This window comes from Streptomyces sp. V2I9, assembly GCF_030817475.1.
Classification (GTDB): domain Bacteria; phylum Actinomycetota; class Actinomycetes; order Streptomycetales; family Streptomycetaceae; genus Streptomyces.
The window spans coordinates 150959-176265 of sequence record NZ_JAUSZJ010000002.1 but is presented as its reverse complement, the minus strand read 5'-3'; the positions used below and the strand labels follow the sequence as shown (position 1 = coordinate 176265).

At 72.4% G+C, this 25307-nt stretch carries 26 protein-coding genes; 21 read left to right on the top strand and 5 right to left on the bottom strand.

Annotated elements, in window-relative coordinates:
• Window positions 1-8 precede the first annotated feature (8 nt).
• The 4 genes from QFZ71_RS00775 to QFZ71_RS00760 all read right to left on the bottom strand — a co-directional run bounded on the left by QFZ71_RS00775 (window position 9) and on the right by QFZ71_RS00760 (window position 3423).
• Window positions 9-947, bottom strand: a complete 939-nt coding sequence (locus tag QFZ71_RS00775) for an SDR family oxidoreductase (RefSeq protein ID WP_307666300.1) — start codon at window positions 945-947, stop codon at window positions 9-11.
• A gap of 419 nt (window positions 948-1366) precedes the next feature.
• Window positions 1367-1834, bottom strand: coding sequence for an Asp23/Gls24 family envelope stress response protein (locus QFZ71_RS00770; protein WP_307666299.1), 468 nt, complete (start codon window positions 1832-1834; stop codon window positions 1367-1369).
• 247 nt (window positions 1835-2081) lie between these two features.
• Window positions 2082-2771 (bottom strand): class F sortase, encoded by a 690-nt coding sequence (locus tag QFZ71_RS00765; protein ID WP_307666298.1) that lies wholly within the window; start codon window positions 2769-2771, stop codon window positions 2082-2084.
• 58 nt (window positions 2772-2829) lie between these two features.
• Window positions 2830-3423, bottom strand: coding sequence for a hypothetical protein (locus QFZ71_RS00760; RefSeq protein ID WP_307666297.1), 594 nt, complete (start codon window positions 3421-3423; stop codon window positions 2830-2832).
• Between the two features lie 227 nt (window positions 3424-3650).
• Here QFZ71_RS00760 and QFZ71_RS00755 point away from each other — a divergent pair, with 227 nt between their 5' ends.
• Window positions 3651-4760: a YihY/virulence factor BrkB family protein gene (locus QFZ71_RS00755; RefSeq protein WP_307666296.1), complete on the top strand. Its 1110-nt coding sequence runs from the start codon at window positions 3651-3653 to the stop codon at window positions 4758-4760.
• Window positions 4761-4812: 52 nt separating this feature from the next.
• On the opposite strand, the gene QFZ71_RS00750 is transcribed toward QFZ71_RS00755, so the two are convergent.
• Window positions 4813-5100 carry a GlsB/YeaQ/YmgE family stress response membrane protein gene (locus QFZ71_RS00750; protein ID WP_307666295.1) on the bottom strand — a complete coding sequence of 96 codons (288 nt, stop codon included), beginning with the start codon at window positions 5098-5100 and terminating at the stop codon, window positions 4813-4815.
• Between the two features lie 255 nt (window positions 5101-5355).
• Here QFZ71_RS00750 and QFZ71_RS00745 point away from each other — a divergent pair, with 255 nt between their 5' ends.
• The 20 genes from QFZ71_RS00745 (at window position 5356) to QFZ71_RS00650 (ending at window position 25251) form a co-directional block, all read left to right on the top strand.
• Entirely contained in the window at window positions 5356-5655 is a 300-nt protein-coding gene (locus tag QFZ71_RS00745) for a gas vesicle protein (RefSeq protein WP_307666294.1), read from the top strand.
• A 71-nt stretch (window positions 5656-5726) separates the two neighbouring features.
• The gene (locus QFZ71_RS00740) at window positions 5727-6164 is read left to right on the top strand and encodes a gas vesicle structural protein GvpA (protein ID WP_307666293.1); all 438 of its coding nucleotides are present in this window, start codon (window positions 5727-5729) and stop codon (window positions 6162-6164) included.
• A 2-nt stretch (window positions 6165-6166) separates the two neighbouring features.
• On the top strand, window positions 6167-6877 hold the full coding sequence (locus QFZ71_RS00735) for a GvpL/GvpF family gas vesicle protein (RefSeq protein ID WP_307666292.1): 711 nt from the start codon (window positions 6167-6169) through the stop codon (window positions 6875-6877).
• A gap of 50 nt (window positions 6878-6927) precedes the next feature.
• On the top strand, window positions 6928-7185 hold the full coding sequence (locus QFZ71_RS00730; RefSeq protein WP_307666291.1) for a gas vesicle protein GvpG: 258 nt from the start codon (window positions 6928-6930) through the stop codon (window positions 7183-7185).
• Window positions 7186-7237: 52 nt separating this feature from the next.
• Window positions 7238-7822 carry a hypothetical protein gene (locus QFZ71_RS00725; protein ID WP_307666290.1) on the top strand — a complete coding sequence of 195 codons (585 nt, stop codon included), beginning with the start codon at window positions 7238-7240 and terminating at the stop codon, window positions 7820-7822.
• The gene (locus QFZ71_RS00720) at window positions 7815-9050 is read left to right on the top strand and encodes an SRPBCC family protein (RefSeq protein ID WP_307666289.1); all 1236 of its coding nucleotides are present in this window, start codon (window positions 7815-7817) and stop codon (window positions 9048-9050) included. Before QFZ71_RS00725 ends, QFZ71_RS00720 begins: the two co-directional genes overlap by 8 nt.
• A 128-nt stretch (window positions 9051-9178) precedes the next feature.
• Entirely contained in the window at window positions 9179-9667 is a 489-nt protein-coding gene (locus QFZ71_RS00715) for a gas vesicle protein (RefSeq protein ID WP_307666288.1), read from the top strand.
• Complete coding sequence (locus QFZ71_RS00710; protein WP_307666287.1) at window positions 9664-10524, top strand: GvpL/GvpF family gas vesicle protein; 861 nt, start codon at window positions 9664-9666, stop codon at window positions 10522-10524. The genes QFZ71_RS00715 and QFZ71_RS00710 overlap by 4 nt, the downstream gene beginning before the upstream one ends.
• Window positions 10521-10733, top strand: a complete 213-nt coding sequence (locus QFZ71_RS00705) for a gas vesicle protein (RefSeq protein WP_053622820.1) — start codon at window positions 10521-10523, stop codon at window positions 10731-10733. Before QFZ71_RS00710 ends, QFZ71_RS00705 begins: the two co-directional genes overlap by 4 nt.
• Before the next feature lie 59 nt (window positions 10734-10792).
• Window positions 10793-11209: a gas vesicle protein K gene (locus QFZ71_RS00700; protein WP_307671299.1), complete on the top strand. Its 417-nt coding sequence runs from the start codon at window positions 10793-10795 to the stop codon at window positions 11207-11209.
• Window positions 11210-11258: 49 nt separating this feature from the next.
• Window positions 11259-11714, top strand: a complete 456-nt coding sequence (locus QFZ71_RS00695) for a hypothetical protein (protein WP_307666286.1) — start codon at window positions 11259-11261, stop codon at window positions 11712-11714.
• 415 nt (window positions 11715-12129) lie between these two features.
• Window positions 12130-12618 carry a hypothetical protein gene (locus QFZ71_RS00690; RefSeq protein ID WP_307666285.1) on the top strand — a complete coding sequence of 163 codons (489 nt, stop codon included), beginning with the start codon at window positions 12130-12132 and terminating at the stop codon, window positions 12616-12618.
• On the top strand, window positions 12615-14162 hold the full coding sequence (locus QFZ71_RS00685; RefSeq protein ID WP_307666284.1) for a DNA polymerase Y family protein: 1548 nt from the start codon (window positions 12615-12617) through the stop codon (window positions 14160-14162). The genes QFZ71_RS00690 and QFZ71_RS00685 overlap by 4 nt, the downstream gene beginning before the upstream one ends.
• A complete protein-coding gene (locus QFZ71_RS00680) occupies window positions 14155-17358 on the top strand; it encodes an error-prone DNA polymerase (RefSeq protein WP_307666283.1) in 3204 nt (1067 codons plus the stop codon). Before QFZ71_RS00685 ends, QFZ71_RS00680 begins: the two co-directional genes overlap by 8 nt.
• 324 nt (window positions 17359-17682) lie before the next feature.
• A complete protein-coding gene (locus QFZ71_RS00675; RefSeq protein ID WP_307666282.1) occupies window positions 17683-19047 on the top strand; it encodes a lysine N(6)-hydroxylase/L-ornithine N(5)-oxygenase family protein in 1365 nt (454 codons plus the stop codon).
• A gap of 93 nt (window positions 19048-19140) precedes the next feature.
• Entirely contained in the window at window positions 19141-20202 is a 1062-nt protein-coding gene (locus QFZ71_RS00670) for an iron ABC transporter permease (RefSeq protein ID WP_307666281.1), read from the top strand.
• A 68-nt stretch (window positions 20203-20270) separates the two neighbouring features.
• On the top strand, window positions 20271-21305 hold the full coding sequence (locus QFZ71_RS00665; protein WP_307671298.1) for an iron chelate uptake ABC transporter family permease subunit: 1035 nt from the start codon (window positions 20271-20273) through the stop codon (window positions 21303-21305).
• Window positions 21306-21342: 37 nt separating this feature from the next.
• Window positions 21343-22215 (top strand): ABC transporter ATP-binding protein, encoded by an 873-nt coding sequence (locus QFZ71_RS00660; protein WP_307666280.1) that lies wholly within the window; start codon window positions 21343-21345, stop codon window positions 22213-22215.
• A gap of 148 nt (window positions 22216-22363) precedes the next feature.
• Window positions 22364-23416, top strand: a complete 1053-nt coding sequence (locus QFZ71_RS00655; protein WP_307666279.1) for an iron-siderophore ABC transporter substrate-binding protein — start codon at window positions 22364-22366, stop codon at window positions 23414-23416.
• Between the two features lie 47 nt (window positions 23417-23463).
• On the top strand, window positions 23464-25251 hold the full coding sequence (locus tag QFZ71_RS00650; protein WP_307666278.1) for an ABC transporter ATP-binding protein: 1788 nt from the start codon (window positions 23464-23466) through the stop codon (window positions 25249-25251).
• Window positions 25252-25307 lie beyond the last annotated feature (56 nt).

Below are 25307 nucleotides of genomic sequence, written 5' to 3'. Positions count from 1 at the left end.
CCTCCGGGCTACCGGTCGGGCGGGGGAGAGGGCCGGGAGGCCCGGAAGGAGTCCCAGTCGGCCCGGCCTCCGGCGCCCAGCACCTGGACGGGGGAGGACATCTCCTCGCCGGGGTGGGCCCGCAGTTCGCGGCGGGTGGCCCGCGCGACGAGGGCGGGGAAGAGCGGCCGCAGCGGCTGGCACCAGCGGAGCCACGGCGGCGCGTAGATCTGCGGGGCGCGGCGGGCGACCCCCCGGGTGAGCCACTGGGCGACCAGGGCGGGTGGGTGGATACGGCGGGCCGGGCCGGGCTGGTTGCGGCGCAGGGCTTCGAGGACGGGGTCGTCGTCGATGCCGGTGAGCATGTCGGTACCGGTCCAGTGCAGATAGGCGATGCCGACCTGGACCCCGTCGGGTTCGACCTCTCCGCGCAGGGCGAGCGCGAACGACTCCGCGCCGGCCTTGGACGCGCAGTAGGCGCTCATCATGGGCGCCGCTCCGAACGCCGCGGTGGAGGCGATCTGGAGGAAGTACCCGCGAGTGAGGGTCAGTTGGGGAAGAAAGGCGCGGGCGGTGTCGGCGGAGCCGGTGAGGTTGACGTCGATGACACGTTGCCAGAGTTCGGCATCCGTACGGTCGAACGGGCCGCTCACCGCGATACCCGCGTTCGCCACCACCACCGAGGCGGGCCCGAGACCGGCTTCCACCGACCGCGCGGCGTCCGCGAGCGCCGCGCGGTCGGTGACATCGCACTCGATACAGAGGCTCGGGCCGGGAAGGGACTCGGCGGCCTCCCGCAGGGTCGCCCTCTCCCGCCCCAGCAGCGCGACCCGCATACCGGCCTCGGAGAGGCTCCGGGTGAGCGCCTTGCCGACACCGCGCGCGGCGCCGGTGACGACCGCGACCCGCCCCTCCAGCGGACGGGCGGAAGCGCGGCGTGTCCTGCGCGCGTCCGGACTGTCGCGCATCGTCCCTCCTCGCTCGTTCACCTGTTTCGGCTCGCTCGTTCACCGGCCTGGGCCGTGGCACCGCACGGCCGGTGGTCTCCCGCCCACCGTCGGGCCGCGTCGGGCCGCGTACCGCACCACGCAACCGGACCCTCCGGACCCCGGCGACCACGCGCAGGGCGGGGGCGCGTACGGGAGGCTGCCGGGCCGGACGGGGAGGGCCGGGGCCGCCGGGGGAGCGAGCGCCACGGCTGCGGGCCGGAAAGCGGCGGACCGCTCCGCCGCTCAGGTGGATGAGGCGATCGGGCCGGGGCCGGGAGCCCGCGGCGGGACACGGCCGCCCCAGGAGTGGGCGGAGCGGCGCTCCGGACCCGCCGTGAGGGCGGCCGTCGTGCCCGTTCGGCCCGTGCGGCCCGTCCTGGTCCGGGGGGAGGATTCCCTCACCGCACGCGAGGGGTGCCCCCGTCCGCATGGTCTTCGCCGTCCTCGTCGGAATCGTCGTCGCCGGGGATGTGGACATCGAAGACGACGATGTTGATCTCGACGACCTCCAGCCCCGTCATCGTCTCCACGGCGTCGGTGACGTGGGTCCGGACGCGGTCGGCGAGTTCGTGGATCGGGATGCCGTACTCGACCTCGATGTCCACGTCGATCGCGGCCTGCTTCTCGCCCACCTCCACCTTGACGGCGCGGCGCGCGCCGGAGGCGCCGGACCTGCGCCCGGTGACGGCGCCGAGCGCCTTGGACGCTCCCCGCCCCACGGAGTGGACGCCGTCGGTCTCGCGTATCGCGATGCCGGCGATGGTGGAGACGACGTTGTCGCTGATCGTCGTCTTCCCTCGGGCACCTGGTCCTCCGGACCGCCCGCCGGTCGCCCTGCTGTCGCTCCGGGTGTCGATGTCGGCCATGTCCGCCTCACAGAGAGTCGTTGCACGGGCCGCCGATCGGCCCGTTCGGGCCCCTCTCCTCACTCTGCGCCTGCTCCATCGCGTACGCCATTCGGGTGCGCGGCCGGACGGGCGTGCCGCCTGTCGCGGCGGAGCGGGGTTCCGTGTCCCGACCCGGTGCGCCCGCCCGCGGGGTGGCAGGCCCGTGCGGGTCCGGGGCCTCCGCGGTGGCCGCCGTACGCGAGAAGGGCACCCGCGGGTGCCCTTCTCATGCCTTCACGACATCGGTGAGATGGGCGAACACGACGACGTTGGCCGCGTAGCCGGCCTTCTTGTCGAAGCGTCCGCCGCAGGTGATGAGCCGTAGCTCCGGCCGTCCCCGCGCTCCGTACACCTCCTTGTCCGGGAAGGACTTCTTCTGGTACGTGCGGACCGCGTCGACGGTGAAGACGGCGGTGCGCCGGTCGGCGCGGGTGACCCGGACGGTGTTGCCCGGGCGCAGCATGCTGATGTTGAGGAACACGGCGGGCCCGGTCAGGGTGTCCCGGTGCCCGACCGCCAGCGCGGTCCCCTTCTCGCCCGGCGTCGGGCCGTCACCGTGCCAGCCGACCAGTTTCGGTTTGCTGATGGGGGGTGTCCCCGGATGGCCGGCCGGATCGAGGGGGAGCCCCACGACCGGTGCTTCCAGGGACAGGGCGGGGATCGACAGCTTCGTCGCCGGGGAGCGGGGGAGCGGCGCCGGCGCGGATCTCGCCGGCTTCGCCGCCGTCTCCTTTCCCTCCGGGGCCCCGGAGGGAACCGCCGGGGAGCGGGACGTGTCCGTCTCCCGTCCCGGCGGACCCTGCTGGGACACCTTTCCGTCGCCGGGGGCCGACGCGGTCGCGGCACCGTGGTCGGGGGAGGCTCCGCACCCCTGGACCACGGTGGCCACGATCGAGAAGGTGACGCTCAGCGTCATGGTGAGACGGGTGGCGCGGCTCGGTCCGCGCCGCCGTCGCCGACGACGGTGAACCGTGTTACGCGGCGCCATGCGTGCGGCGGCGGGCGGAGCGGCGGGCGAGGAAGAGACCGAGGACGCCTACGCCGCCGGCCGCCAGCGCCGAGGTGGTGCCGAGCGACATGCCGCTGTCCCCGGCGGTGCTGCTCTCGACGGTCGGGACACCGCCGCCGCCCGCGGGCACGCCTCCGGTGGGGCGGCAGTCGACGGTGAAGAGCTTCTCCTTGGGCGTGCCGCCCGGGAACGTCCAGGTCACCTTGTACTGGCCGTTGGGCAGCGAGTACTCCTGCGTGTTGCCCAGGCCCGCGGTGAGAGCGACGGCCGCGGTGAGCGTGGGACGGGTCGGGGTGGCCGGCTGCGGGGTGACGGTGATGTTGACCAGTGCCACGGTCTCGAAGTTGACGGCCGCCAGGGTGAAGCGGCAGATCTTGGCCTCGTCACGCGGGTCGCTGTTCGGCGTGCCCGGCTTGTGGATCTTGATCTCGCCGAGGTCGCCGGGGGCGGCGGAAGCGGTGGATGCGCCGGAGAGGGAGAGGCCGGTGACCGCGACGGCGGTGACCGCGGCGGCGCCGAGGCGGCGGGCGGAGATGCGCGAGAGAGGGAACGACGACATGACGACTCCTGATTGGTGAGATTGTCGTACTAATCGGGGTGCGGTTACAGAAATGCCACACGCACCCGGTGACGAGACGTCACCGAGCCGACATGCGCCTACATTTGCCCCGAAAGGAGCACAACGGTCGGCGTTCGGGGCCCGGACCCCCGTGGACGGAGCGCGCCGCGCCTCCGGCGAAAGGCCCCGTACCTGCATAACGGCGCTGGTCGGGGTAGCCGCCGTTCATGGCAGACGAACAGCGCACCGAGCAGGGCTCCCCGTACGGAAAGGTTCCGGGGAGCCGCGAAGGAACGGAACGGGTGGGGGAGGGAGGCGAGGAGGGGTCGGCCGGGCCCGGTGACCGGGTGGAGCGCGAAGCGCCGGACGCACCGACCGACCTGCACAGGGCGTCCTGGTGGGCGATCCTCAAACGGACGGCCAAGGAAGCCCGGCAGGACGAGCTGACCGACCGGGCGGCCGGGCTCACGTACTACGGAATCCTGTCGCTCTTCCCGGCCCTCCTCGTGCTCGTCTCGCTCCTCGGGATCGCGGGCGAGTCGACCACGCAGAAGGCGCTGGAGAACGTCGAGAAGCTGGCGCCGGGAGCCGCCAAGGACGTGATCAAGAGCGCGATCACCCAACTCGAGGGCAGCGGCGGCACCGGCTCGGTGCTGGCGGTCGTCGGCCTGCTGGGATCGCTGTGGGTCGCCTCCGGCTACGTGGCGGCCTTCATGCGCGCGGCGAACTCGGTCTACGACCTGCCGGAGGGCCGGCCGTTGTGGAAGGTGCTCCCGGTCCGCGTCGGGCTCACATCGGTGCTCATGGTGCTGGCGGCGGTCTGCGCCCTGATGGTGGTGCTGAGCGGAGGAATCGCCCGTGAACTCGGTTCGCTGGTGGGCGTCGGCGACACCGCTCTGCTGGTCTGGTCGATCGCCAAGTGGCCCGTCCTGATCGTCTGCGTGTCCGTCATGCTGGCGGTCCTGTACTGGGCGGCCCCGAACGCCAAGGGGCGGGGCTTCGCCTTCGGCTCGGTGGGGAGTGTGCTGGCGCTGCTGATCTGGATGGCGGCCTCCGCCGGATTCGCCTTCTACGTCGCCAACTTCGGCTCGTACAACAAGACGTACGGGGCACTGGCCGGCGTCATCGTCTTCCTGGTCTGGCTGTGGATCACCAACCTGGCGATCCTGCTGGGGCTGGAGTTCGACGCGGAGATGGCGCGCGAGCGCGCCATCCTGGGCGGTCACCCCCCGTACGAGGAGCCCTACGTCGAACCCCGAGACACGCGCTCCTGGTCCGACGAGGACCGCCGGGCCATGGGTGGGACGGGCCCCTCCAGCGACCTGCGGTCCCCCTGAACGGCGCTGCCCGCTCCCGCGCGGTGGCCGGGATCCCTCCGGCCACCGCGCGTCACTCGCGTAGGCGCGGCTTCCGCTCGGTTCCGGCCAGGGCGCGGTCGAGACCGGCCACGCCGAGACCGGCCAGGACGACCTGGATGAGCCACTCGATCCAGTCGACGCCCCGTGTGGCCCCCACCCCCAGCAAGGACGCCGGCAGCGAGCCCAGGAGCGCGGCGGCGACGCCGACGACGAGCGTCCACAGGACGCCGATGTGCTGACGGCCGGGCAGGACGAGTCGCCCCAGCAGGCCGACCGCCGCACCGATGACCAGGGCGCTGACGAGTCCGGAGATCTCCATGGGCCGACCACTCCTTCGGTTCCTTCGGGAACGGACTGTCCGCCCCGCGTACCCCGCGTGGCGAGGAGAATCCCGCCGGGTGCGGGGCTCGAACTCCCCACCTCGCAGCAGGGAAGGGGCCGGCGCCGGATTCGGGAATCGCCGTCATCGATTGCTTTCGTTCGCGCATACGTCCGGATAGCAGGGGCATGCGGATGTCAGCCAAGGACGACGGAGACCGGTCGGTGAGCGGTCATCCCCGGCGACAGGTGAAGGATGAGCACCGAGAAGAAGACCGATGAAGAGCGCGACGGAAAGCGCGTCGACGTTCCCACTGCCATGCGTCAGGCATCCGCGCAGCTCACGGAATTGCTCCAGTGCGAGCCGGGTTCTGTTTCCTCGGTGAAGGCCACCGAGAGCGGCTGGACGGCCGATGTGGAGGTCGTCGAGCTGGAGCGGGTGCCGGACACCATGAGTGTGATGGCCTCCTACCGGGTCGAACTCGACCCCCAGGGAACACTTTTGTCCTACGAGCGACTGCACCGGTATGCCTGGGGCCAGATCGATCGACGCTGACATTCCGTCGTCCGACGTAACGGAGACCGCCGAAAGGCGGTATCGAAGAAGATCACCGAAAGGAGTTCCCCATGTCCCTCGTCCAACAGAGCAATGCGACGTCCGGTGGGAGCGGCTCGGGAAATCTCTACGACGTTCTTGAGCTCATACTCGACCGCGGGCTCGTCATCGACGCATTCGTCCGTGTCTCCCTGGTCGGTATCGAAATCCTCAAAATCGACGTCCGGGTGGTCGTCGCGAGTGTCGACACCTATCTGAGGTTCGCCGAAGCCTGTAACCGGCTCGACCTGGAATCCGGCCGCAAGGCGCCCAGCCAGCTCACCGACCTCGTCGGCGACATGACGGAGAGCGGCGCCAAGGGCAAGTCCAAGGGCGCGCTCAGCGGTGCCGTCGAGGCTTTCACCGATTCGTTGCAGAGCAAGAGCGACGAGCGCGAGGAGGAGCAGCCGCGCAAGCGCACTGCCCGTAAGACCACGTCCAGCCGTCAGTCCCAGCGAGGCGAGGAGTAACGGTGCCTACGTACATTTACGCCATCACCGGAGCCGGCCACCCGCTGCCGCTGGAGGGCCTGCACGGCGTGGGCGACCCGCCCTCCGCGCTGCGTGCCGTGAGCACCGACCGGCTGGCCGCCGTCGTCAGCGACGCGCCCCCCGGACTCCGCGCCAAGCGGCGTGATGTGATGGCCCATCAGAACGTGCTGGAAGCGCTGATGGCGGGCGGCGCGACCCTGCCGATGAGGTTCGGTCTGGTGGGCCCCGGCGATACCGAGGTCACCGCCGCGCTGGAGCGGGAGGCCGGCGCGTACCAGGAGCGACTGGCGGAGCTGGACGGCCAGGTGGAGTACAACCTCAAGGCCGGCCGGGACGAGGACGACCTCCTGCGGGAGATCATGACCGGGTCCGACGAGATCCGGCAGCTCAACGAGCGCACGCGGGCCCAAGGCAGCCATGACGACCGGATCGCCCTGGGAGAGCTGGTGGCGCGCGAGGTGACCGCCCGCGGGCAGCGGGAGGCGGAGGACGTCGCCCAGCGGCTGACGGACGCCGCCACGCGCAGCTCGCACGCCGAGCCCGCCCCGCAGCAGTTCCTCAATCTGTCCTTCCTGGTGCCCCGCGCCAAGACCGAGGCATTCGTGGCCGCGGTCCAACAGGAAGCCGAACGGCGCGGCGACGCCTACACGTTGACGCTGACGGGCCCGCTGCCGCCGTACAGCTTCGTCTGACCGCCGGGCTTGTCCGTCCGGCTTCCGGGAGCGGAGGTGAGCCGTCCGCCATGGGCCTCATCAGCAGCATCCTGACTCTGCCGCTGGCCCCCGTACGGGGAACGGTCTGGGTTCTCGACCAGGTCGTCCAGGCAGCGGAGCAGGAGTACTACGACCCCGAGCCGGTACGCGCCCGACTCGCGCGGCTGGAGCAGGACCTCAACAACGGACTCATCGACGACGAGGAGTTCGACCGGCTGGAGGACGAACTGCTCGACCGGCTCGACGAGATCGAGGCGTACCGGAACAGCACACGGCAGGGGCCGTGAACGTCAGCCACAACCACGCGTGAGCGGGGAGAGATTCAGAGGTGCACCACACATGACGAAGAACGCCAAGATAGGCGCGGCTCTGGTGGGGGGATACCTGCTGGGGCGTACCAGGAAGGCCAAACTCGCGCTGGGGTTCGGGATGTTCCTCCTCGGCAGGAAGATGGACCTCGACCCGCGGCAGATCGGCAGGATGCTGGCCGACTCGCCGGTCCTGGGATCGCTCAACGACCAGGTACGCAAGGAACTGGTGGACGCCACCAGGTCGGCCGCCACCAAGGCCCTCACCCAGCGGGCCGGCAGCCTGGCGGACTCCCTCCAGGAGCGCACCCGGGCGCTGGGGGCCGGGCCCGAGGCCGACGACGGGGAGCCGGACGAGGACGACCGACCGAAGAAGGCCGACGACACGGGCCCGGACGAGGACGCCGACGGGAGCGGGAAGGCCAAGCGCGCCCCTCGTAGGACCGCCACCTCCGACTCCAAGTCCCCTTCCGCGTCCAAGAGTCGCTCGTCGTCCGGCACCGGCCGGTCGGGGAAGGGAAGCACGTCGGCCGCTCCCGCGCGCAAGCGCGGCAGCGCCGCCCGCAAGACCGCGTCCTCCGGTGCCCGCAAGGCCCGTGGAGGCGACGATGCCTGAATCCGCTCTCGGCGGCATCAAGGACGACGTGGTCAAGAACCCGGCCACCGACCGTCTCAAGGACGAGCTGCAGAACTATCTCCGGGCCCGTGCCGAACACGCCGTGACCCAGTTGGGCCACCGTCTCGGCGACTCGGTGTCCAAGCTCGCGGAACCGGGCGGCGGAGGCGGCGCCTTGAAGAGCCTGGCCAAGGGAGGCCAGGCGTTCGGTGAGGGGAAGTCGCCCGGCCAGGCCGCCCTGAGCGCGGGCGCCTCCCACCTCAAGGACACCGTGAAGGACAAGGTCAAGGGATTGTTCGGCAAGGGCCGCAAGTCCGGTGGGGGCAAGTCGAAGAGCGTCACCATCGTCGAGGACATCGACGTCGGCGTGCCGGTCCGCGAGGCGTACGACCAGTGGACCCAGTTCCAGGAGTTCAGCTCGTTCGCCAAGGGCGTCGTGAGTGTGGAGAAGGCGGACGACACCACCAGCAACTGGAAGGTGAAGGTCGCCAAGTCCACCCGCAGCTGGAAGGCGAACGTCACCGAGCAGGTACCCGACGAGCGGATCACCTGGACCACCGAGGGCGCCAAGGGCACGGTGAAGGGCGTGGTCACCTTCCACGCCGTCACCGACGACCTCACCCGCGTCCTGCTGGTCCTCGAGTACTTCCCCAAGGGGCTGTTCGAGAAGACCGGCAACATCTGGCGTGCCCAGGGCCGCCGCGCCCGGCTCGACCTCAAGCTCTACCGCAAGTTCATCATGATGCGGGGTGAGGCGACCGACAGCTGGCGTGGCGAGATCCGCGACGGGGAGGTCGTCGTCAGCCACGACGAGGCGATCGAGGAGGAGGCGCGCGAGGACGAGGGCGCCGCATCCGAGGACGACGCCCCCGAGGACGCGTACGAGGACGACGAGCCCCGCGACGAGGGCGACGAGCCCGAGGACGAACACCTCGACGAGCCCGAGGACGAAGACTCCGAGGACGAAGATCTCGAGGACGACGAGCCGGCGGAGTCCGCCTACGACGAGGAGCCCCGGGACGAGGGGTTCGCCGACGACGACGCCGACGAGGATCTCGAAGCGGCGGACGAGGCGGAGGAGCCGGCGGACGAGGGCGACCTGGACGCCGAGGACGACCTGGACGCCGACGAGGACGACGAGGACGCCGAGCCTGCGGTCGAGGAGGAGGAAGCGGAGGACGAGCGGCCGGCCCGCCGCTCCGGACGCCGCGCGGCCGCCGACCGGTGACCCTTCCCGTTCGCGGACCCGCCCGCGACCGGCCCCCGGGCACACCCCCGGAGGCCGGCCGCCGGGCTCGCACCCGGAGCCGTAGCGGCACCAGCCCACCGACACCCCGTGGAAAGGAGTGAGAGACCGTGTCCGATTCACTCGCCGGCCGACTGCCGGCCTCGCCCCGAGGGGCCGCCCCGGCACGCGGGCAGCAGGGCTCGTCGGCCAACCTCGCCGACATCCTGGAAAGGGTGCTCGACAAGGGGATCGTCATCGCCGGTGACATCCAGATCAACCTGCTCGACATCGAACTGCTCACCATCAAGCTCCGCCTGCTCGTCGCCTCCGTCGACAAGGCCAAGGAGATGGGCATCGACTGGTGGGAGCACGACCCCTCGCTCTCCTCGCGGGCCCGCCCCGCAGCGCGTGAGCGTGAGACGGAGGCGGGAACCGTGTCCGGTGCCGGGATCGGCCCCCCGCCCGGGGCCGGGGCAGGCGCCGGGAACGAGGCGCTGGCGGAGGAGAACGAGCGGCTGCGCGCCGAACTGGCCCGTCTGCGGTCGGCGGCCGCGCTTCCGGGCGCCACCGAGGCCGAGGCACCGGCGGATCCGTCCGGACAGGAGGAGGAGCGATGAGTACCGGACCGAACACCCCCGCCGGTGCACCGGACGCGGGCGGCGCCGGGGAGATGAGTTACGTCTACGCGGTCGGCCGCGAGGGCCCCGCCCTGGACGGGCTCGCCACGCGGCTGCCCGGTCTGGACGGCCGGCCCTTGCGCCCCGTCGTCGGGGGAGGGCTGTGCGCGCTCGTCTCCTCCGTGTCGGCGGACGCGTTCAGCGAGCAGGGGCTCACCGCGCAGATGGAGGACCTGGACCGGCTCGAAGCCGTGGCCCGTGCCCACCACGCCGTGGTGGACGCCGCGTTCGCGGAGACCGCCGTCCTGCCGATGCGGCTGGCCACGGTCTACCTGGACGACTTCCGGGTGGCCGCCATGCTGGCCCGGCAACGCAGTGACTTCCAGGAGCTGTTGGGCCGCCTGGAGGGCCATGTCGAGCTGGGCGTGAAGGTGTACGCCGATCCCCGTGAGGCCGCCGCGGCAGCACCCGCCGGGCCGTCCGCCGTGACGCCGTCCGGCGCCGGGGCGGGCCGCGCCTACCTGCGGCGGCGCCAGGCGCAGCAGCGCGACAGCCAGGACGTCTACCAGGCGGCCTCCGATCTCGCCGCCCGCGCCGCGGGACTGGCGGAGGGGGTGGCGTCGTCGCGGGCGGTGCACCGCCCGCAGCAGGGGCAACTCGCCGCCAGGGCCGGGGTGAACGTGACCAATGAGGCCTATCTCGTACCCCGTGAGGACGCGGCCGGACTCCACCGCGAGCTGGCCGCGCTGGCCGACGGCGCCCCCGGCGTGTCGATCGAGGTGACCGGGCCGTGGGCGCCCTACTCGTTCGCCACCGCCATGGTGGCGGAGGGCGTGGACGGTGGTGGCCCGCGATGAGCACCGACCTCATCGGCGGTGTTCTGGGGGAGAGCGAGCCCCGGAGCGGCCCGCCCGTCGCCCTCATCGACCTTCTGGACCGGCTGCTGAACGGCGGGGCCGTGCTCACGGGAGACCTCGTCCTGTCCATCGCCGACGTGGATCTCGTCCACATCAATCTGCGAGCGGTGATCCGCTCGATCACCGGTGAGGAGCCGGGGCCGTGGTGAGCCCGGCACCGGTGGCGTACGAGCGGCACGCCCCGGAGAGCGGGGAGGAGAAGGACACGATGAACGAGGACGACCGCGCGCGAAGCGCGGAGGGGACCACCGCCGCCACGGCGGCCGAAGAGGTGGCCCGCACCGCGGCCCGCGCGTTCGGGCTCGCCCCCGCGCAACCGGACGACGGCCGCGGTCCCTCGGCGGCGGCCCAGCGGCTGCAGACCGACCCGGACACCGTGGAACGGGACCTCATCAAATTGGTGCTCACCATCGTCGAGTTGCTGCGCCAGCTCATGGAGCGCACCGCGATCCACCGCGTCGAGCAGGGCGACCTGAGCGAGCTCCAGGAGGAACGGATCGGCATGACCCTGATGATCTTGAACGAACGCATGACCGAGCTGTGCGACCGCTACGGGCTGACGATGGACGACCTCAATCTCGACCTCGGGCCGCTCGGTTCGCTGCTTCCGCACAACGGCGCCTGAACGCGCCGAATCCAGGTTTCATCCCATCGCGCACGGCAAGGAGGAGCCCATGACTGACGACAAGGACGCAAAGAACTCCACCCAGAGCAAGGGCCGGACCGCCACCGCTCGCAAGACGGCCGCCTCGGCCGGCAAGACGGCCACCGCCACCGCGGAGAAGGCCGGTGAGCAGACTCGGGCCAAGAGCGACGAGGCGCGGTCCGCGGCCGGGAGCGCCAAGGACTCGGCCTCGGAGGGCGTACGGGCGGCCGGTGAGACCACCCGGCGCGTCGGCCGTGCCGCCGCCGCCGGCCTCCAGAGCGGTCAGCAGGCCGTGGCCGCCAACGCGGCCAAGGCCGCGAGCGCGGCCGGTACGGCCTGGACCGTCGTCAAGCACCGGAAGGCGGTCGCCGTCGGAGCCGCGGCCGGAGTGGCCGGGGTCGCCGGGGCGGCGTTCGCCGTCGGGCGTTCGACGGCCAAGCCTCCGATGGGCCCGCTCACCCGGCTGGCACGCGGGCGGATCTGAACGCGGTACGGAACGGACGCGGGACGCCGGGGCACCACGGGCCCGGATGTGGGGCGGGGCCGGAGAAGAATCTCTCCGGCCCCGCCCCACATCCGGGCCCGGATGCTTTCCGTCCTGTTCCACCGTGGTCGTAGCGCCCCGCCTGCCGCTGTCGCGCCGCCTGTCCGCACCTCCGGTGGATCTCGTGGATCTAGCGCGATAGATCTGGCTTGAAATATTCGAACGTTCGAGCGAATATCGACAAGTGTGGACAGGTCAGCAGGTCGTCGAGGAGCGGGGCGCGAAAACCGGTGCGGTGGCGTCGCCGCTCTCCGGCCTGCTCCCGGGAGGAGGTATTCGTCCTGGTACTGCTGTAGGTGCGGGCGGGGACCTGCCCCTGTTGCTGGCGCTGGCCGCTCTGGCGGCAGCGGATGCGATGGCATGGGCGGCTGTGGGGGTGCCGGAGCTGGGTGGACTGGCGGCGGCACAGGCTGGGCTGGATCTGGCCACCGGCCTGGTGGTGAACGATCCGGGGCCACGCGCGGCCCAGGTCCTGGCCGTCCTCCTGGAGTCGGTGCCGGTGGTGCTCGTCGGCGCCTCGGTACGGGTGCCGGAGCGGGCGGTACGGCGGCTGCGGGCGGTGATGCGGCGCAGCGGAGCGGTGTTGCTGGCGGCGGGCCGTTGGCCGGGCGCGGACGTGCAGCTCCGGGTGGCGCCGGTGGGCTGGGCCGGGGTGGGCCGGGGGCACGGGCTGCTGCGCGGCCGCCGGGTGACGGTGACGGCGGGCGGGCGTGGCGCGGCCGCGGCCCCGCGGAGCGCCGAGCTGTGGCTGCCCGGCCCGGACGGTCTGGTGGGCGTGGTGGAGCGGGAGGCGGCGGAGACCGTGCCGAGCGGGGCGCGGGCCGAGCTCCGCGTCGTCGGATGACCGGGGCCTCCGGTGCCGTACGGGTGGTCGTGGTCTGGGTGCCCGACTTCCCCGTGCTGGCGTGCGGCGAGCGGGACGGTACGCCGGTGGCCGTGGTGCACCGGGGCGCGGTGGTGGCGTGCTCCCCCTCCGCGCGGGCGGCCGGGGTCCGGCGGCGCATGCGGCTGCGGACCGCGCAGGCCCGCTGTCCCGCGCTGCGGATCGTCGAACGGGACCTCGCCGCCGAGGTGAGGATGTTCGAACAGGTGGTGCGCCACGTCGAGACGGAGGTGACGCCCCGGCTGGAGGTCATCCGCCCCGGTCTGATCGCGGCCCCGGCGCGCGGGGCCGCACGGTACTGGGGCGGTGAGCGGCGGCTGTCCGTACGGCTGGCGGAAGCCGTCGCCGAACGGGAGCTGCCGGCCCGGGTCGGGATCGCCGACAGCACTTTCACGGCGGCGCTCGCGGCCCGCCGCGACGGCGGGGTGATCGTCCCGGCCGGCGGGGACACCGCGTTCCTGGCCCCGTACCCGGTGGGCGTCCTGGGCGTGCCCCGCCTGGCCGAACTGCTGAAGCGGCTCGGCATCCGCACCGTCGGGGACTTCGCCCGGCTGCCGGCGGGACGCGTCGCCGAACGGCTCGGTCCGGAGGGGGTCGCCGCCCATCGCGTCGCCCGCGGGGAGTCGGCCCGGCCCGTGTCCGTACGGGCCGCCGCCCGCGACCACACGGTGCGACGGCTGTTCGAGACCGCCGAGGAGCAGCTGGACGCGGTCGTGTTCGTGGCGGTCGCGCTCGCGGATGAACTGCACGCGCGCCTGGCGGCGGCGGGCGTGGTGTGCGGGCGGATCGAGGCCGAGGCCGAAACGGCCGACGGCCGGACGCTGACGCGGATCTTCCGCCACGAGGGGCGGCTCTCCTCCCGGGCGGTGGCCGAGCGCGTACGCGGCGTCCTGACCGCCTGGTCCGAGGCCGGCCTGCTGGACGCCGGCGGCGGGGAGCCGGGAATCCGGCGGCTCGTCCTGCGCCCCGACGGGATCACTCCGGACACCGGCTCGCAGGGCGCGTTCGACGGGGAGCGGGACACCCCGGTGGAGGTGGAGCGGGCCGCCGCCCGGGTGCAGGCGGTGCTCGGGCACCGGGCGGTCACGCGGATCATCGAGGCCGGCGGCCGGGGACCGGGCGACCGGATCCGGCTGGTCCCGGTCGGCGACGTCCCCGAGGACGACGGTGCCGCGAACGGCCCGTGGCCGGGACGGCTGCCCGCCCCGCACCCGGCCGCCGTCTACCCGGTACGGCGTCCGGCCCGGCTGACCGGCTCCGACGGCGCGCCGGTCGGCGTGGCCGGCCGGCTGGAGCTGTCGGCCGAGCCCGCGGTCCTCTCCGTCCACGGACGCCGCCCGGCCGGGGTGAACGGGTGGGCCGGGCCCTGGCCGGTGCTGGAGCGGTGGTGGGCGCGGGACGGCGGACGGCGGATCGCCCGGATGCAGGTCACCACCGACGACGGGCACGCCTGGCTGCTGCTCGTCGACCGGAGCGAGTGGTGGGTGGAGGCCCACTATGGGTGAGCTCCTGCGCCTGCCCATCTCCGGCCGGCCGGAGGAGGAGTGGGCCGAACTCCACGCGCACAGCGCGTTCTCCTTCCTCCGGGGTGCGAGCCCACCGGAGGGCCTGGCCGCCGAGGCAGCCCGGCTCGGCATCGGCGTCCTGGCGGTCACGGACGTGGACGGTCTGCACGCCGCGCGCCGGCTGCACGCCGCCGCGCGCGAACACGGGATCGGTGCCGTCCACGGCGCCGAACTCACCCTCGGCGACCCCGTCCTGGGCACACCGGTGGTGCTCGCCCGCACGGTGGAGGGGTTCCGGCTGCTCTCGGCGGTGATCACCGCCGCGCAGCTCGCCGGCTCCAAGAACGCCCCGGTCTACGACCTGGACGAGGTGGCGCGGGCGGCCGCCGCCGGACAGTGGGCCGTCCTGCCCGGCTGCCCCCCGCCGGACACGGACCGGTGCGACGTCGCCGCCGTCGCCCACCGGCTCGCCCGGCTCACCGACGTCTTCGGCACCAGCGGTACGTACGCCGAACTGGTCGACCACCGGCTCCCGGAGGACTCGGTCGCCGCCGACGCGGCCTGGGTGGCCGCCCGCCGCGTCGGCGTGCCCGTGATCACGACCGGTGCCGTGCACTACGCAGCCCCCCGCCAGGCCCGTGTGGCGCAGGCGCTCACCGCCCTGCGCCGACGCGAGACCCTGGACCGGGCCGCCGGACACCTGATGGCCGCCCCGACCGCCCATCTGCGACCCCGGTCCGAGCGGGCGGCGTTCCTGTCGCGTTACCCCGGCGTCGCGGACGCCACCGTCGAACTGGGCCGCGCCTGTGTGCTCGACCTCGGCGAACTGCGGCCCGAACTACCGGAGTTCGCCGTACCCGAGGGGTATACGCAGGACTCGTGGCTGCGGGAGAGCGCGGAGGCCGCCTGCGCCGGCCGCTACGGCCCGCGCACCGACCGGCGGGCGGACACGGCATGGCGGCAGCTCGACCATGAACTCGGCCTCGTCGCCGATCTCGGGCTCGCGGGCTACTTCCTGATCGTCCACGACATCGTCCGGCACGCCGCCGAACAGGGAATCTGGTGCCAGGGCCGGGGCTCCGCCGCCAGCAGCGTGATCTGCTACGTCCTCGGCATCACCGCCGTCGACCCGCTCCGGCACGGCCTGCTCTTCGAGCGTTTCCTGTCCGTGGAGAAGGCCGGCCCGCCGGACATCGACCTCGACCTGGAGTCCGGACGCCGCGAGGAGGTCATCCAGTACGTCTACACCCGCTACGGCCGTCGGCACGCCGCCCAGGTCGCCAACATGATCACGTACAAGCCCCGGCTCGCCATCCGGGACGCCGCCCGCGCCCTCGGCCACCCCGAGGCGCAGATCCGTGAGATGACCCGGCACATCCACCACGCCCCGCCCGGCCCCGAGACGGCCCTCCCCGACGACGTTCGCGCGCTCGCCGCCCAGCTCCACACGCTCCCGAGGCATCTCGGGGTGCACTCGGGCGGCATGGTCCTCACCCGGCAGCCCATCGGCGAGATCATGCCCGTGGAGTGGGCGACCGCCGAGGGCCGCAGCGTCCTCCAGGGCGACAAGGACGACGTCGCCGCCGCCGGACTGATCAAGATCGACCTGCTGGGTCTCGGCATGCTGTCCGCCCTGCACACCGCCTGCGACCTCATCCACGCGTACCACGGCGTCCGTCACGACCTCACGTCCATCCCCCGGGACGACCCCGAGGTCTACGCGATGATCGCCCGGGGGGACACGATCGGCGTCTTCCAGGTCGAGTCCCGCGCCCAGATCTCCACCCTGCCCCTCCTGCGGCCGACGAAGTTCGAGGACCTGGCCGTCGCCGCCTCCATCATCCGCCCCGGCCCCATCCAGGCCGGCAGCAAGCACCCGCTGCTCCGCCGCCGGCGCGGCGAGGAGCCGGTGACCTACCCCCACCCGCTCGCGAAGGCGGCGCTGGAGCCGACCCTCGGCGTCGCGCTCTGGCAGGAGCAGGCCATGCAACTCGCCATCGACTGTGCGGGGTTCACCCCCGGCGAGGCCGACCGGCTCAGGAAGGCGATGGCGGCCAAGCACGCCCCGGAGAAGGTGGCCGCGATGCGCGGCCGGCTGCTGACCGGCATGGCGGGACGCGGCATCCCCCCGGCCGCCGCCGAGCGGATCGCGTCGATGATCGAAGCCTTCTCCGACTACGGGTTCCCGCAGTCCCACGCCCAGTCCATGGCCGGGCTCATCTATGCCGGCGCCTGGATCAAGCTCCACCATCCCGCCGCGCTCATCGCGGGGATCATGGCGCACCAGCCGATGGGCTTCTACGACACCCAGACCCTCATCGGCGACGCGGAACGCCACGGCATCACCGTCCGGGGCCCCGGCGTCCGGACCTCCGGCGTCCACGCCACCCTCGAACCCGGCCCGGCACCCGGCTCCGCGCCCCGCCCGGCGTACGACGGCCCCGGTACGCGACCCGGCGGGCCCGGCCCGAGGTCCGCCACGGTTCCCCCGGCGATCCGCCGCGGTCTGACCAGCGTCACCGGCCTCGGGGAAGAGGCCGCCGAGGAGATCGTCGCCCTCCGGGCGGAACGGCCGTTCGCGGACCTGGACGACTTCGCCGCCCGCACGCGGCTGCCCGCCCGGATCCTGGAGCAACTGGCCACCGCCGGCGCGCTCGACGGCCTGGGCGGGCATCGCCGTACCGCCCTGTGGACCGCCGGCACCGCGCCCGGCCGGACGCGCCAGCCGCCGCTCCCCGGACTCGCCACCCCCGCGACCGCACCCGAACTCGCCGCGATGACCGCCGCCGAGGAGACCACCGCCGACCTCACCGTCACCGGAGCCAGCGCCACCGCCCACCCCGTCCACCACATCCGCCCCCACCTGGACCGTCTGGGGGCGCTCCCCGCGGCCTCCGCCCGCACGCTCCGCGACCGGGCGGAGGTCCGGATCGGCGGGCTGCCGAAGTACCTCCAACGCCCCCCGACCGCGCACGGCGTGGCCTTCGGGGCGATCGAGGACGAGACCGGCATGGTCAACCTCGTCTTCGCCCCGCACATCTGGGACCGCTGCCACCCCACCCTCATCGACGCCCCCGCCGTCCTCGTCACCGGCCGGGTCGAGCGCTCCGACGGCACGTTCAACATCGCCGTCGGCCAGGTGGAGCCCGTCCAGGTGGCCGCACCCGTGCCCCGGCGTCAGGTCGGGCGCCGCTGAGGTGCGGTCCGTACCGGCGGTGTACAGGTCTGTTCGCGCCAATGATCGGCGGGCCGGCGGTCCTGCCGGTGCCCGGCCCGGACGACGCGCCCCCCTGCGGCCGGGGTCCGCCGCCCCTGTGTGTGTCGATGTTTCGACGGAAGCACCCATTTCCAGCCGGAGTTGATCATCCGTCAGCGACACGTTGCCCGTTATGCCCTATCGACAAGGCGAGTTGACAAGCTTAGGCTCACCTAAGTTCGGGTGTCCGCTTCGTCGGCATGCCCGCCTTCCGTATCTTCCCCTCACGCCTGACAGGCGGATCTTCCGGACGATGGGAGTGACATGTCACAGGTTCTTCCTGGCGGCACACCACCGGTCCACGACCTCATCGGCATCGGCTTCGGCCCGTCCAATGTGGCCTTGGCGATCGCGCTCGGCGAGCACAACAGCACAGTCGGCAGGCAGGATTCGGTCACCGCTCACTTCTTCGAGCAGCAGTCGGGCTTCGGCTGGCACCGCGGCATGCTCATCGACGACGCCACCATGCAGGTGTCCTTCCTCAAGGACCTGGTGACGCTCCGGAATCCGGCCAGCGAGTTCAGCTTCCTGTGCTACCTGCAGAGCAAGGGCCGGCTGATCGACTTCATCAACCACAAGAACCTCTTCCCACTGCGGGTGGAGTTCCACGACTACTTCGAGTGGGCCGCGGCCAAGGTCGACGACCAGGTCTCCTACGGCCACGAAGTCATCGGCGTCACCCCGTTCGTCCACGACGGCACCGTGGAGTACCTCGACGTGACCGTCCGCTCCGGTGGCGAGATCGCGGTCCACCGCGCCCGCAACCTCGTCATCGGGACCGGGCTGCGCCCCCTCATGCCCGAGGGCGTGGAGCGGGGCGAGCGCGTCTGGCACAACTCCGACCTGCTGCGGAAGGTCGATGCCCTGGACGGCTCCTCGCCCTCGCGGTTCGTCGTCGTCGGCGCAGGCCAGAGCGCCGCCGAGAACGTCGCCTACCTGCACCGCCGCTTTCCGGACGCCGAGGTCTGCGCCGTCTTCTCCCGGTACGGCTACAGCCCCGCCGACGACAGCGCCTTCGCCAACCGGATCTTCGACCCCGAGGCGGTCGACGACTACTTCGCCGCACCCGAGGCGGTCAAGAACAGTCTGATGGCCTACCACGCCAACACCAACTACTCCGTGGTGGACATCGACCTGATCGACGACCTCTACCGTCAGATGTACCGGGAGAAGGTCCTGGGCGCGGAACGGCTGCGCTTCCTCAACGTGTCCCGCGTCACCGGAGTGGCGGAGCGGCCCGACGGTGTCCGCGCCACCGTGAAGTCCCTGGTGACCGACGAGGAGACGGAACTCGACGCCGACGTCGTGGTGTTCGCCACCGGCTACAGCCCCGCCGACCCGCTCGGCGTGCTCGGCGAGGTGGGCGAGCACTGCCTGCGCGACGACACCGGCCGCGTCCGTGTGGAGCGCGACTACCGGATCGCGACCGGCCCCGGCGTGCGCTGCGGCATCTATCTCCAGGGCGGTACGGAGCACACGCACGGCATCACCACGTCGCTGCTCTCCAACACCGCGATACGGGTCGGGGAGATCCTGGACTCCCTGCTCGGCCGCCGGGTCAAATCCACCTCCGACGAGTCGGGGCCGGTGGCCGCGGGCGCCGGCCGGGAAGTGCCCGCCGGGGCCTGACCGGACGGGCGGCACGACGGACGTCCCGCCCGCCCGGTGACCTGCCGGACGGGCGGCACGGCCGTTCTGATCAAAGGGATATCGTTCCTCGACATGGTGACGACTGAGGTGGACCGCCCCGCGCCCGGCGGGACGACGGACACCCGCGGACGGCGGGTGGCCGGTCTGGGCGTCCTCGCGGCCGTGCTGGTGATCGCGGCGGCTCTCTCGTTGACCGTCGGAGCAAGGTCGTTGAGCCCCGGCGAGGTCTGGCACGGGATGTTCGCGGACCCCGAACCCGACCGGAGGCTCACCGAGATCCGCCTCATCGTGCAGACCGTGCGGGTGCCCCGTACCGTCCTCGCGATCGTGGCGGGGCTGGCGCTCGGCGTCGGCGGGGCGCTGATCCAGGGGTACACGCGCAACCCCGTCGCCGACACGGGACTGCTGGGGGTGAACGCCGGAGCCTCCTTCGCCGTGGTGTCGGTGATCGCCGTGTTCGGGTTCACCGACCCGTTCCACTACGTCTGGTTCGCCTTCGTGGGCGCCGGTCTCGCCGGTGTCCTGGTCTTCGGCCTGGCGAGCGTCGGCAGGGGCGCGGGCAACCCGTTGACCCTCGCACTGGCGGGACAGGGCGTCACGGTGTTCCTCGCGGCGATGACCACGGCGGTGGCGCTCTCCGACAAGGAGTCGCTGAACGCCCTGCGGTTCTGGAACGCCGGCTCCGTGGCCGGCGTCGGATTCGACGTCATCCGGCCGGTGAGCGGCTTCGTGGCCGTCGGACTGGTCCTGGCGCTGATCACCCTGCCCGCCCTCAACCTGCTCAACCTGGGCGAGGACGTGGCGCGGGCCCTGGGCGTGAACATCGCGGTGAGCCGGACCCTCGGCATCGCCGCCGTCACCCTGCTGGCGGGGGCGGCCACCGCGGCCTGCGGCCCCATCGCCTTCCTCGGGCTCATGGTGGCCCACCTGGCCCGCCGCCTCACCGGCCCGGACTACCGCTGGCTGGTGCCGTGCGCCGGGCTGCTCGGCGCCGTGGTCCTGCTGGTGTGCGACATCGTGGGCCGGCTGCTGGTACGGCCGGGTGAGCTGGAGTCGGGCGTCGTGGTCGCCCTCCTCGGGGCGCCCTTCTTCGCGGTCCTGGTGTGGCGGGGCAAGTTCAGGAGCACGGCATGAAGCAGGTCCACGAGAGCCGGGAACAGGTACTGCCGCCCCTGAGCGGGACCGAGGCGGAGCAGGCGTCGATGCCGCCGGGCGTACGGCTCGGAAAGGTGTCGTTCGTCTGGCGGCCCTGGCTGGTGCTGGTCACCCTGGTCCTCGCGGCGGCGGCCTTCCTGGTCTTCTGCCTCTCGATCGGCGTCGGGGACTTCCCCATCGGTCTCACCCGTGTCATCGCCACCCTCTTCGGGCAGGGGGAGCAGGTCGACGAGTTCGTGATCATGGATCTCCGTCTGCCCCGCGCGCTGGCCGGTCTGATCGTGGGCGTCGCCCTGGGCGTGTCCGGGGCCATCACCCAGTCCGTGGCGCGCAACCCGCTCGCCAGCCCCGACATCCTGGGGATCACCGCCGGGGCCGGCGCCGTCGCGGTGTTCCTGGTGACCGCGACGGGCGGGACCGCCACGGCGGTGGCGGGCTCGGTCGGGCTGCCCTCCGCCGCCCTGCTGGGCGGGCTCGGCACGGGGCTGCTGGTGTACCTCCTCGCCTGGCGGCGCGGGATCGACGGTTTCCGGCTCATCCTGATCGGCATCTCGGTCACCGCGATGATGCAGGCGATCACGACATGGCTGCTGGTCTCGGCCGACATCCGCGACGTGGCCCGCGCCCAGGTGTGGCTGGTCGGTTCGCTGGACAACCGGTCCTGGGACGAGGTCCGGGTGGCGTTCTGGTGCACGCTCGTCCTGCTGGTCGCCGTCGCCCTGGTGGCCTTCCCGTTCAAGCCGATGCACCTCGGCGACGACGTCGCGGCCGGGCTGGGCGTACGGTTCGGCCGGGTGCGGGGCGTCCTGCTGCTCTGCGCCGTCCTGCTGGCCGCGGTGGGGGTGAGCGCGGCCGGGCCGGTCCCGTTCGTCGCACTGGTGGCCCCCCAGGTGGCGATGCGTCTGGGGCGGTGGCCCACACCGCCGTTGACCGCCTCGGGCCTGGTGGGCGCGCTGCTGCTGATCGGTTCCGACCTCGTCGCCCGCGCGGCGCTGCCGATCGGGCTGCCGGTCGGCGTGGTCACCGCGGTGATCGGCGGACCGTTCCTCGTCTACCTGCTGGTGCGGGCGAACCTCCGGTAGATGGTAGAAGTAAGGCATACCTCAACAAGGGGGACTCGTGGCCGCTCAGTTCACCGTACGGACCGCTGCGGACGTCAAGGACGACATTCCCCGGCTGGCCGCCAGGGGCATCACCGTCGGGTACGGCGACCGTACGGTCATCGACGGCCTCGACGTGACGATCCCGCCCGGAGTGATCACCACGATCATCGGCCCCAACGGCTGTGGGAAGTCCACCCTGTTGCGCACCCTGAGCCGGCTGCTCAAGCCGTCCGGAGGCACCGTCGTCCTGGACGGTGAGGACATCGGCCGTCTCCGGACCAGGGACGTGGCGAAGAAGCTCGGGCTGCTCCCGCAGGCGCCGGTCGCCCCGGACGGGCTGACCGTCGCCGACCTCGTCGCGCGCGGACGCCATCCGCACCAGAGCTGGCTGCGGCAGTGGTCGTCGGACGACGCCGACGTGGTGCGGCGCGCCCTGGCCATGACCGGGGTGGCGAACCTCGCGGAGCGGTCCGTCGACTCGCTGTCCGGCGGGCAGCGCCAGCGGGTATGGATCTCGATGACCCTGGCGCAGGGCACCGACCTGCTGCTGCTCGACGAGCCGACCACCTATCTGGACCTGGCCCACGCGATCGACGTACTCGACCTCGTCGACGATCTCCACGAGTCGGGCCGCACCGTGGTCATGGTCCTGCACGACCTCAACCTGGCCACCCGCTACAGCGACCACCTCGTCGTCATGCGGGCGGGGGCGGTCCTGGCGCAGGGGCATCCGCGGGACGTCGTCACCGCCGAGCTGCTGTACGAGGCGTTCGGGCTGCGGGCCCGGGTGGTCGACGATCCGGTGGGCGACCGGCCGCTCATCGTGCCGATAGGCCGGGCGCACGTCGGACCGGGCGTGCGGGCCGAGGGCGATTCCCCGCCCCGGTGACCGGATTGACCGGTCGTCAGGCACCAACTCGGCCTCATTGGTGGAAAGTTTATTCAGTAAGGCTAGGCTGCCCTCAGTTGATCGGGGTACAGTCTGGCTGCCTCCGTACCGGGGCGCAGTGGACCGCGCTAGAGCAAGGGATCCGACGATGCTTCTCCATCGAACGACGTCTGTGAAGCCGTGGCGGCGGCTGGCCGCGGCCGTCTCCGCCGCGACCCTCGGCGTCGGCCTCCTCGCGGGATGCGGCGACGACTCGGCGAAGGCGGGGAAGAACGACGACGCTCCGGCCGCCGGCGGGGGAGTGTTTCCGGTCACCGTGGAGCACGCGTTCGGATCCACCGAGGTCGAGCAGGCCCCGAAGCGGGTCGTCACCGTCGGCTACACCGACGACCAGGCCGTCCTCGCGCTCGGCACCAAGCCGGTCGGCATGGTCGACCAGTACCCCAACCCGGCCGGCCGGACGCCCGACATCAACACCCAGTGGCCCTGGGTGAAGGACCACTGGGGCGACACGCGTCCCGAGGTCGTCATGAAGAACGGCGACGCCGGCCCCAACTTCGAGAAGATCGCCTCCCTGCGCCCCGACCTGATCATCGCGGTCTACTCCGAGGTCGACAAGGCGGCCTACGAGAAGCTCTCCAAGATCGCCCCGACCGTCGGCCGCACCAAGAGGGAGAAGGAACTCTTCAGTGCCCCGTGGCAGGACAACGCGGTGCACATCGCCAAGGCGCTCGGCAAGGAGAAGGAGGGCGCCGAACTGGTCAAGGGCATCCAGACCAAGCTCGACGCAGCCAAGAAGGCCAACCCCGGTTTCGTCGGACAGAAGGCCGTCGCGGTGTCCTGGTACAAGGACTCGATCTCCGCCTTCACCTCCACCGACGTCCGCGGCCGCCTCATCACGGGCACCGGCTTCACCTACCAGAACGAGATCGACAAGGTCGCGGGTGGCGCCTTCTCCACCGAGCTCTCGCCCGAGCGCATCGACCTCATCGACGTCGACCGCATCTTCGTCATCAACGACAAGGCCGACACGGACGCGCTCAAGAAGTCCGAACTGTTCACCAACCTCCCGGCCGTCAAGAACGGCAAGGTCTCCTACCTGCTGGACAGCGAGGGCCCCGCGATCGGCGCCGCGATGTCGCAGGGCACCCTGCTCTCCCTGCCCTACGCGATCGACGAACTCGTCGAGTCGGCCAAGTGAGCGATGGCCGCCCCACGGCCCGTACCCCGGCGAGAAGCGGTCTCCGAGTGACTGTCACCGACACCCCCGTCGCCCCGGCGGCCCTGCGCACGGCAACCGGCGGCGAGGCCGCCCGCTGGGTGGCCTCGCACTGCCGCCGGACCCCGTGGCTGACGGCCTCCACCGTCCTGACCACGGTGGCCGCCGCCGCGCTCCAGGTGCTCCCCGTGCTCCTGCTCAGCCGCGTCGTCGACGGGGTGGCGGGAGGCGGGTCACGCTCGATCCTGCTCACCGTCGGCGTGCTGATGGTGGCCGCCGCGCTGCTCGGCGCGGTGGCCACCGCCGCCTCCACCTTCCTGATCGGCAGGCTCGGCGCCGAACTCCTCGCCCGGCTCCGCGAGCAAGCCGTGCGCGCCGTGCTGGGGATGCCCAGCGCACGCGTCGAGGAGGTCGGCCGCGGGGACGTGCTCTCCCGCGTCGGCGACGACGTGGCCGTCATCTCCAAGGGCATCAGGTCGGCCATCCCCACCGTGTTCTCGGCGGGCGTCCTGGTCGTCATCGCGACGGTCGGCATGTTCGGCCTCGACTGGCGCCTCGGCCTCGCCGGAGCCGGCGCCCTGCCCGCCTACGCGCTCGCCCTGCGCTGGTACCTGCCCCGCTCCGCGCCCCTCTACCGGCAGCAGCGGATCGCCCAGGCCGACCGCGCCCAGGCGCTGATCAGCGGACTCAACGGCATCGACACGGTCCGGGCCTACCGCCTGGAGGGCGCGGTACGCGAGAAGGTCACCACCGAGTCGTGGCGGGTGCGCAACCTCGGCATCGACGTCTTCCGCTTCTTCGGCCGCTTCGTCGGCCGGGAGAACCGCGCCGAGTTCATCGGACTCGTCCTGATCCTGGTCGTCGGATACGCCCTGCTGGAGGCGGACGCCGCCACCCTGGGCGAGGTGTCGGCCGCCCCGCTGATGTTCCACCGGCTGTTCACCCCGCTGGGCGCCATCATGTTCACCTTCGACGAGGCGCAGAAGTCGGGGTCCGGCCTGACCCGCCTGGTCGGGGTCTTCTCCGAGCCCTCCGAACAGCGGCTGGTCGGCGACGGCACGGTCGCCACGCCCGGCGTCGAGCCGTACCCGGTCACCGTACGGGACGTCACCTTCACCTACCCCGGCGCCGAGGAACCGGTGCTGCGCGAGGTCTCCCTGACCATTCCGGCCGGGGGCTCGCTCGCCCTGGTCGGCGCGACCGGCGCGGGGAAGTCCACCCTGGCCGCGCTCATCGCGGGCATCGGGAGACCGCAGGCCGGGTCGGTGCGCATCGGGGCGCACGACCTCGCGGGTCTGGACGAGGCCGGGGCCCGCGCCCTGGTCAGCATCCTGACCCAGGAGACCCATGTGTTCTCCGGCCCGCTCGCCGACGACCTGCGGCTCGCCGCTCCGCTCGCCGGCGACGAGGAGCTGATGGAGGCCCTGCGCACGGTCGGCGCGGGGGAGTGGGCCGGACAGCTCCCCGACGGCCTGGACACCCCGGTCGGTGAGGGCGGCGAACGCCTGGACGTCACCAAGGTCGCCCAGGTCGCCCTGGCCCGGCTGGTGCTCGGCCGGTCGCCCGTGGTGGTGCTCGACGAGTCGACCGCGGAGGCCGGCAGCGAAGGCGCGGCCGAGCTGGAACGGGCCGTGCTCGCCGCCTGTGCCGGCCGGACCACGCTGTTCGTGGCACACCGGCTGACCCAGGCGATGGCCGCCGACCGCATCGCCGTGCTGGACGAGGGACGTGTGGTGGAGGAGGGGACACACGGCGAACTGGTCGCGCTGGGCGGGCAGTACGCCCGGCTGTGGCGTGCGTGGCGAGAGGGAAGTTAGGCGCGACCCCGCCGAGCGGCCGGGTCAACGTGCAGACCGCGAAAGGATGCTGAGAC

Coding starts and splice junctions, on each gene's coding strand:
- QFZ71_RS00760 (WP_307666297.1), bottom strand. CDS start 3,423: ATGTCGTCGTTCCCTCTCTCGCGCATCTCCGCCCGCCGCCTCGGCGCC.
- QFZ71_RS00665 (WP_307671298.1), top strand. CDS start 20,271: ATGCCGCCGGGCGTACGGCTCGGAAAGGTGTCGTTCGTCTGGCGGCCC.
- QFZ71_RS00745 (WP_307666294.1), top strand. CDS start 5,356: ATGAGCACCGAGAAGAAGACCGATGAAGAGCGCGACGGAAAGCGCGTC.
- QFZ71_RS00705 (WP_053622820.1), top strand. CDS start 10,521: ATGAGCACCGACCTCATCGGCGGTGTTCTGGGGGAGAGCGAGCCCCGG.
- QFZ71_RS00730 (WP_307666291.1), top strand. CDS start 6,928: ATGGGCCTCATCAGCAGCATCCTGACTCTGCCGCTGGCCCCCGTACGG.
- QFZ71_RS00765 (WP_307666298.1), bottom strand. CDS start 2,771: ATGACGCTGAGCGTCACCTTCTCGATCGTGGCCACCGTGGTCCAGGGG.
- QFZ71_RS00740 (WP_307666293.1), top strand. CDS start 5,727: ATGTCCCTCGTCCAACAGAGCAATGCGACGTCCGGTGGGAGCGGCTCG.
- QFZ71_RS00655 (WP_307666279.1), top strand. CDS start 22,364: ATGCTTCTCCATCGAACGACGTCTGTGAAGCCGTGGCGGCGGCTGGCC.
- QFZ71_RS00720 (WP_307666289.1), top strand. CDS start 7,815: ATGCCTGAATCCGCTCTCGGCGGCATCAAGGACGACGTGGTCAAGAAC.
- QFZ71_RS00695 (WP_307666286.1), top strand. CDS start 11,259: ATGACTGACGACAAGGACGCAAAGAACTCCACCCAGAGCAAGGGCCGG.
- QFZ71_RS00755 (WP_307666296.1), top strand. CDS start 3,651: ATGGCAGACGAACAGCGCACCGAGCAGGGCTCCCCGTACGGAAAGGTT.
- QFZ71_RS00750 (WP_307666295.1), bottom strand. CDS start 5,100: ATGGAGATCTCCGGACTCGTCAGCGCCCTGGTCATCGGTGCGGCGGTC.
- QFZ71_RS00770 (WP_307666299.1), bottom strand. CDS start 1,834: ATGGCCGACATCGACACCCGGAGCGACAGCAGGGCGACCGGCGGGCGG.
- QFZ71_RS00670 (WP_307666281.1), top strand. CDS start 19,141: ATGGTGACGACTGAGGTGGACCGCCCCGCGCCCGGCGGGACGACGGAC.
- QFZ71_RS00775 (WP_307666300.1), bottom strand. CDS start 947: ATGCGCGACAGTCCGGACGCGCGCAGGACACGCCGCGCTTCCGCCCGT.
- QFZ71_RS00690 (WP_307666285.1), top strand. CDS start 12,130: ATGGCATGGGCGGCTGTGGGGGTGCCGGAGCTGGGTGGACTGGCGGCG.
- QFZ71_RS00725 (WP_307666290.1), top strand. CDS start 7,238: ATGACGAAGAACGCCAAGATAGGCGCGGCTCTGGTGGGGGGATACCTG.
- QFZ71_RS00700 (WP_307671299.1), top strand. CDS start 10,793: ATGAACGAGGACGACCGCGCGCGAAGCGCGGAGGGGACCACCGCCGCC.
- QFZ71_RS00675 (WP_307666282.1), top strand. CDS start 17,683: ATGTCACAGGTTCTTCCTGGCGGCACACCACCGGTCCACGACCTCATC.
- QFZ71_RS00685 (WP_307666284.1), top strand. CDS start 12,615: ATGACCGGGGCCTCCGGTGCCGTACGGGTGGTCGTGGTCTGGGTGCCC.
- QFZ71_RS00710 (WP_307666287.1), top strand. CDS start 9,664: ATGAGTACCGGACCGAACACCCCCGCCGGTGCACCGGACGCGGGCGGC.
- QFZ71_RS00680 (WP_307666283.1), top strand. CDS start 14,155: ATGGGTGAGCTCCTGCGCCTGCCCATCTCCGGCCGGCCGGAGGAGGAG.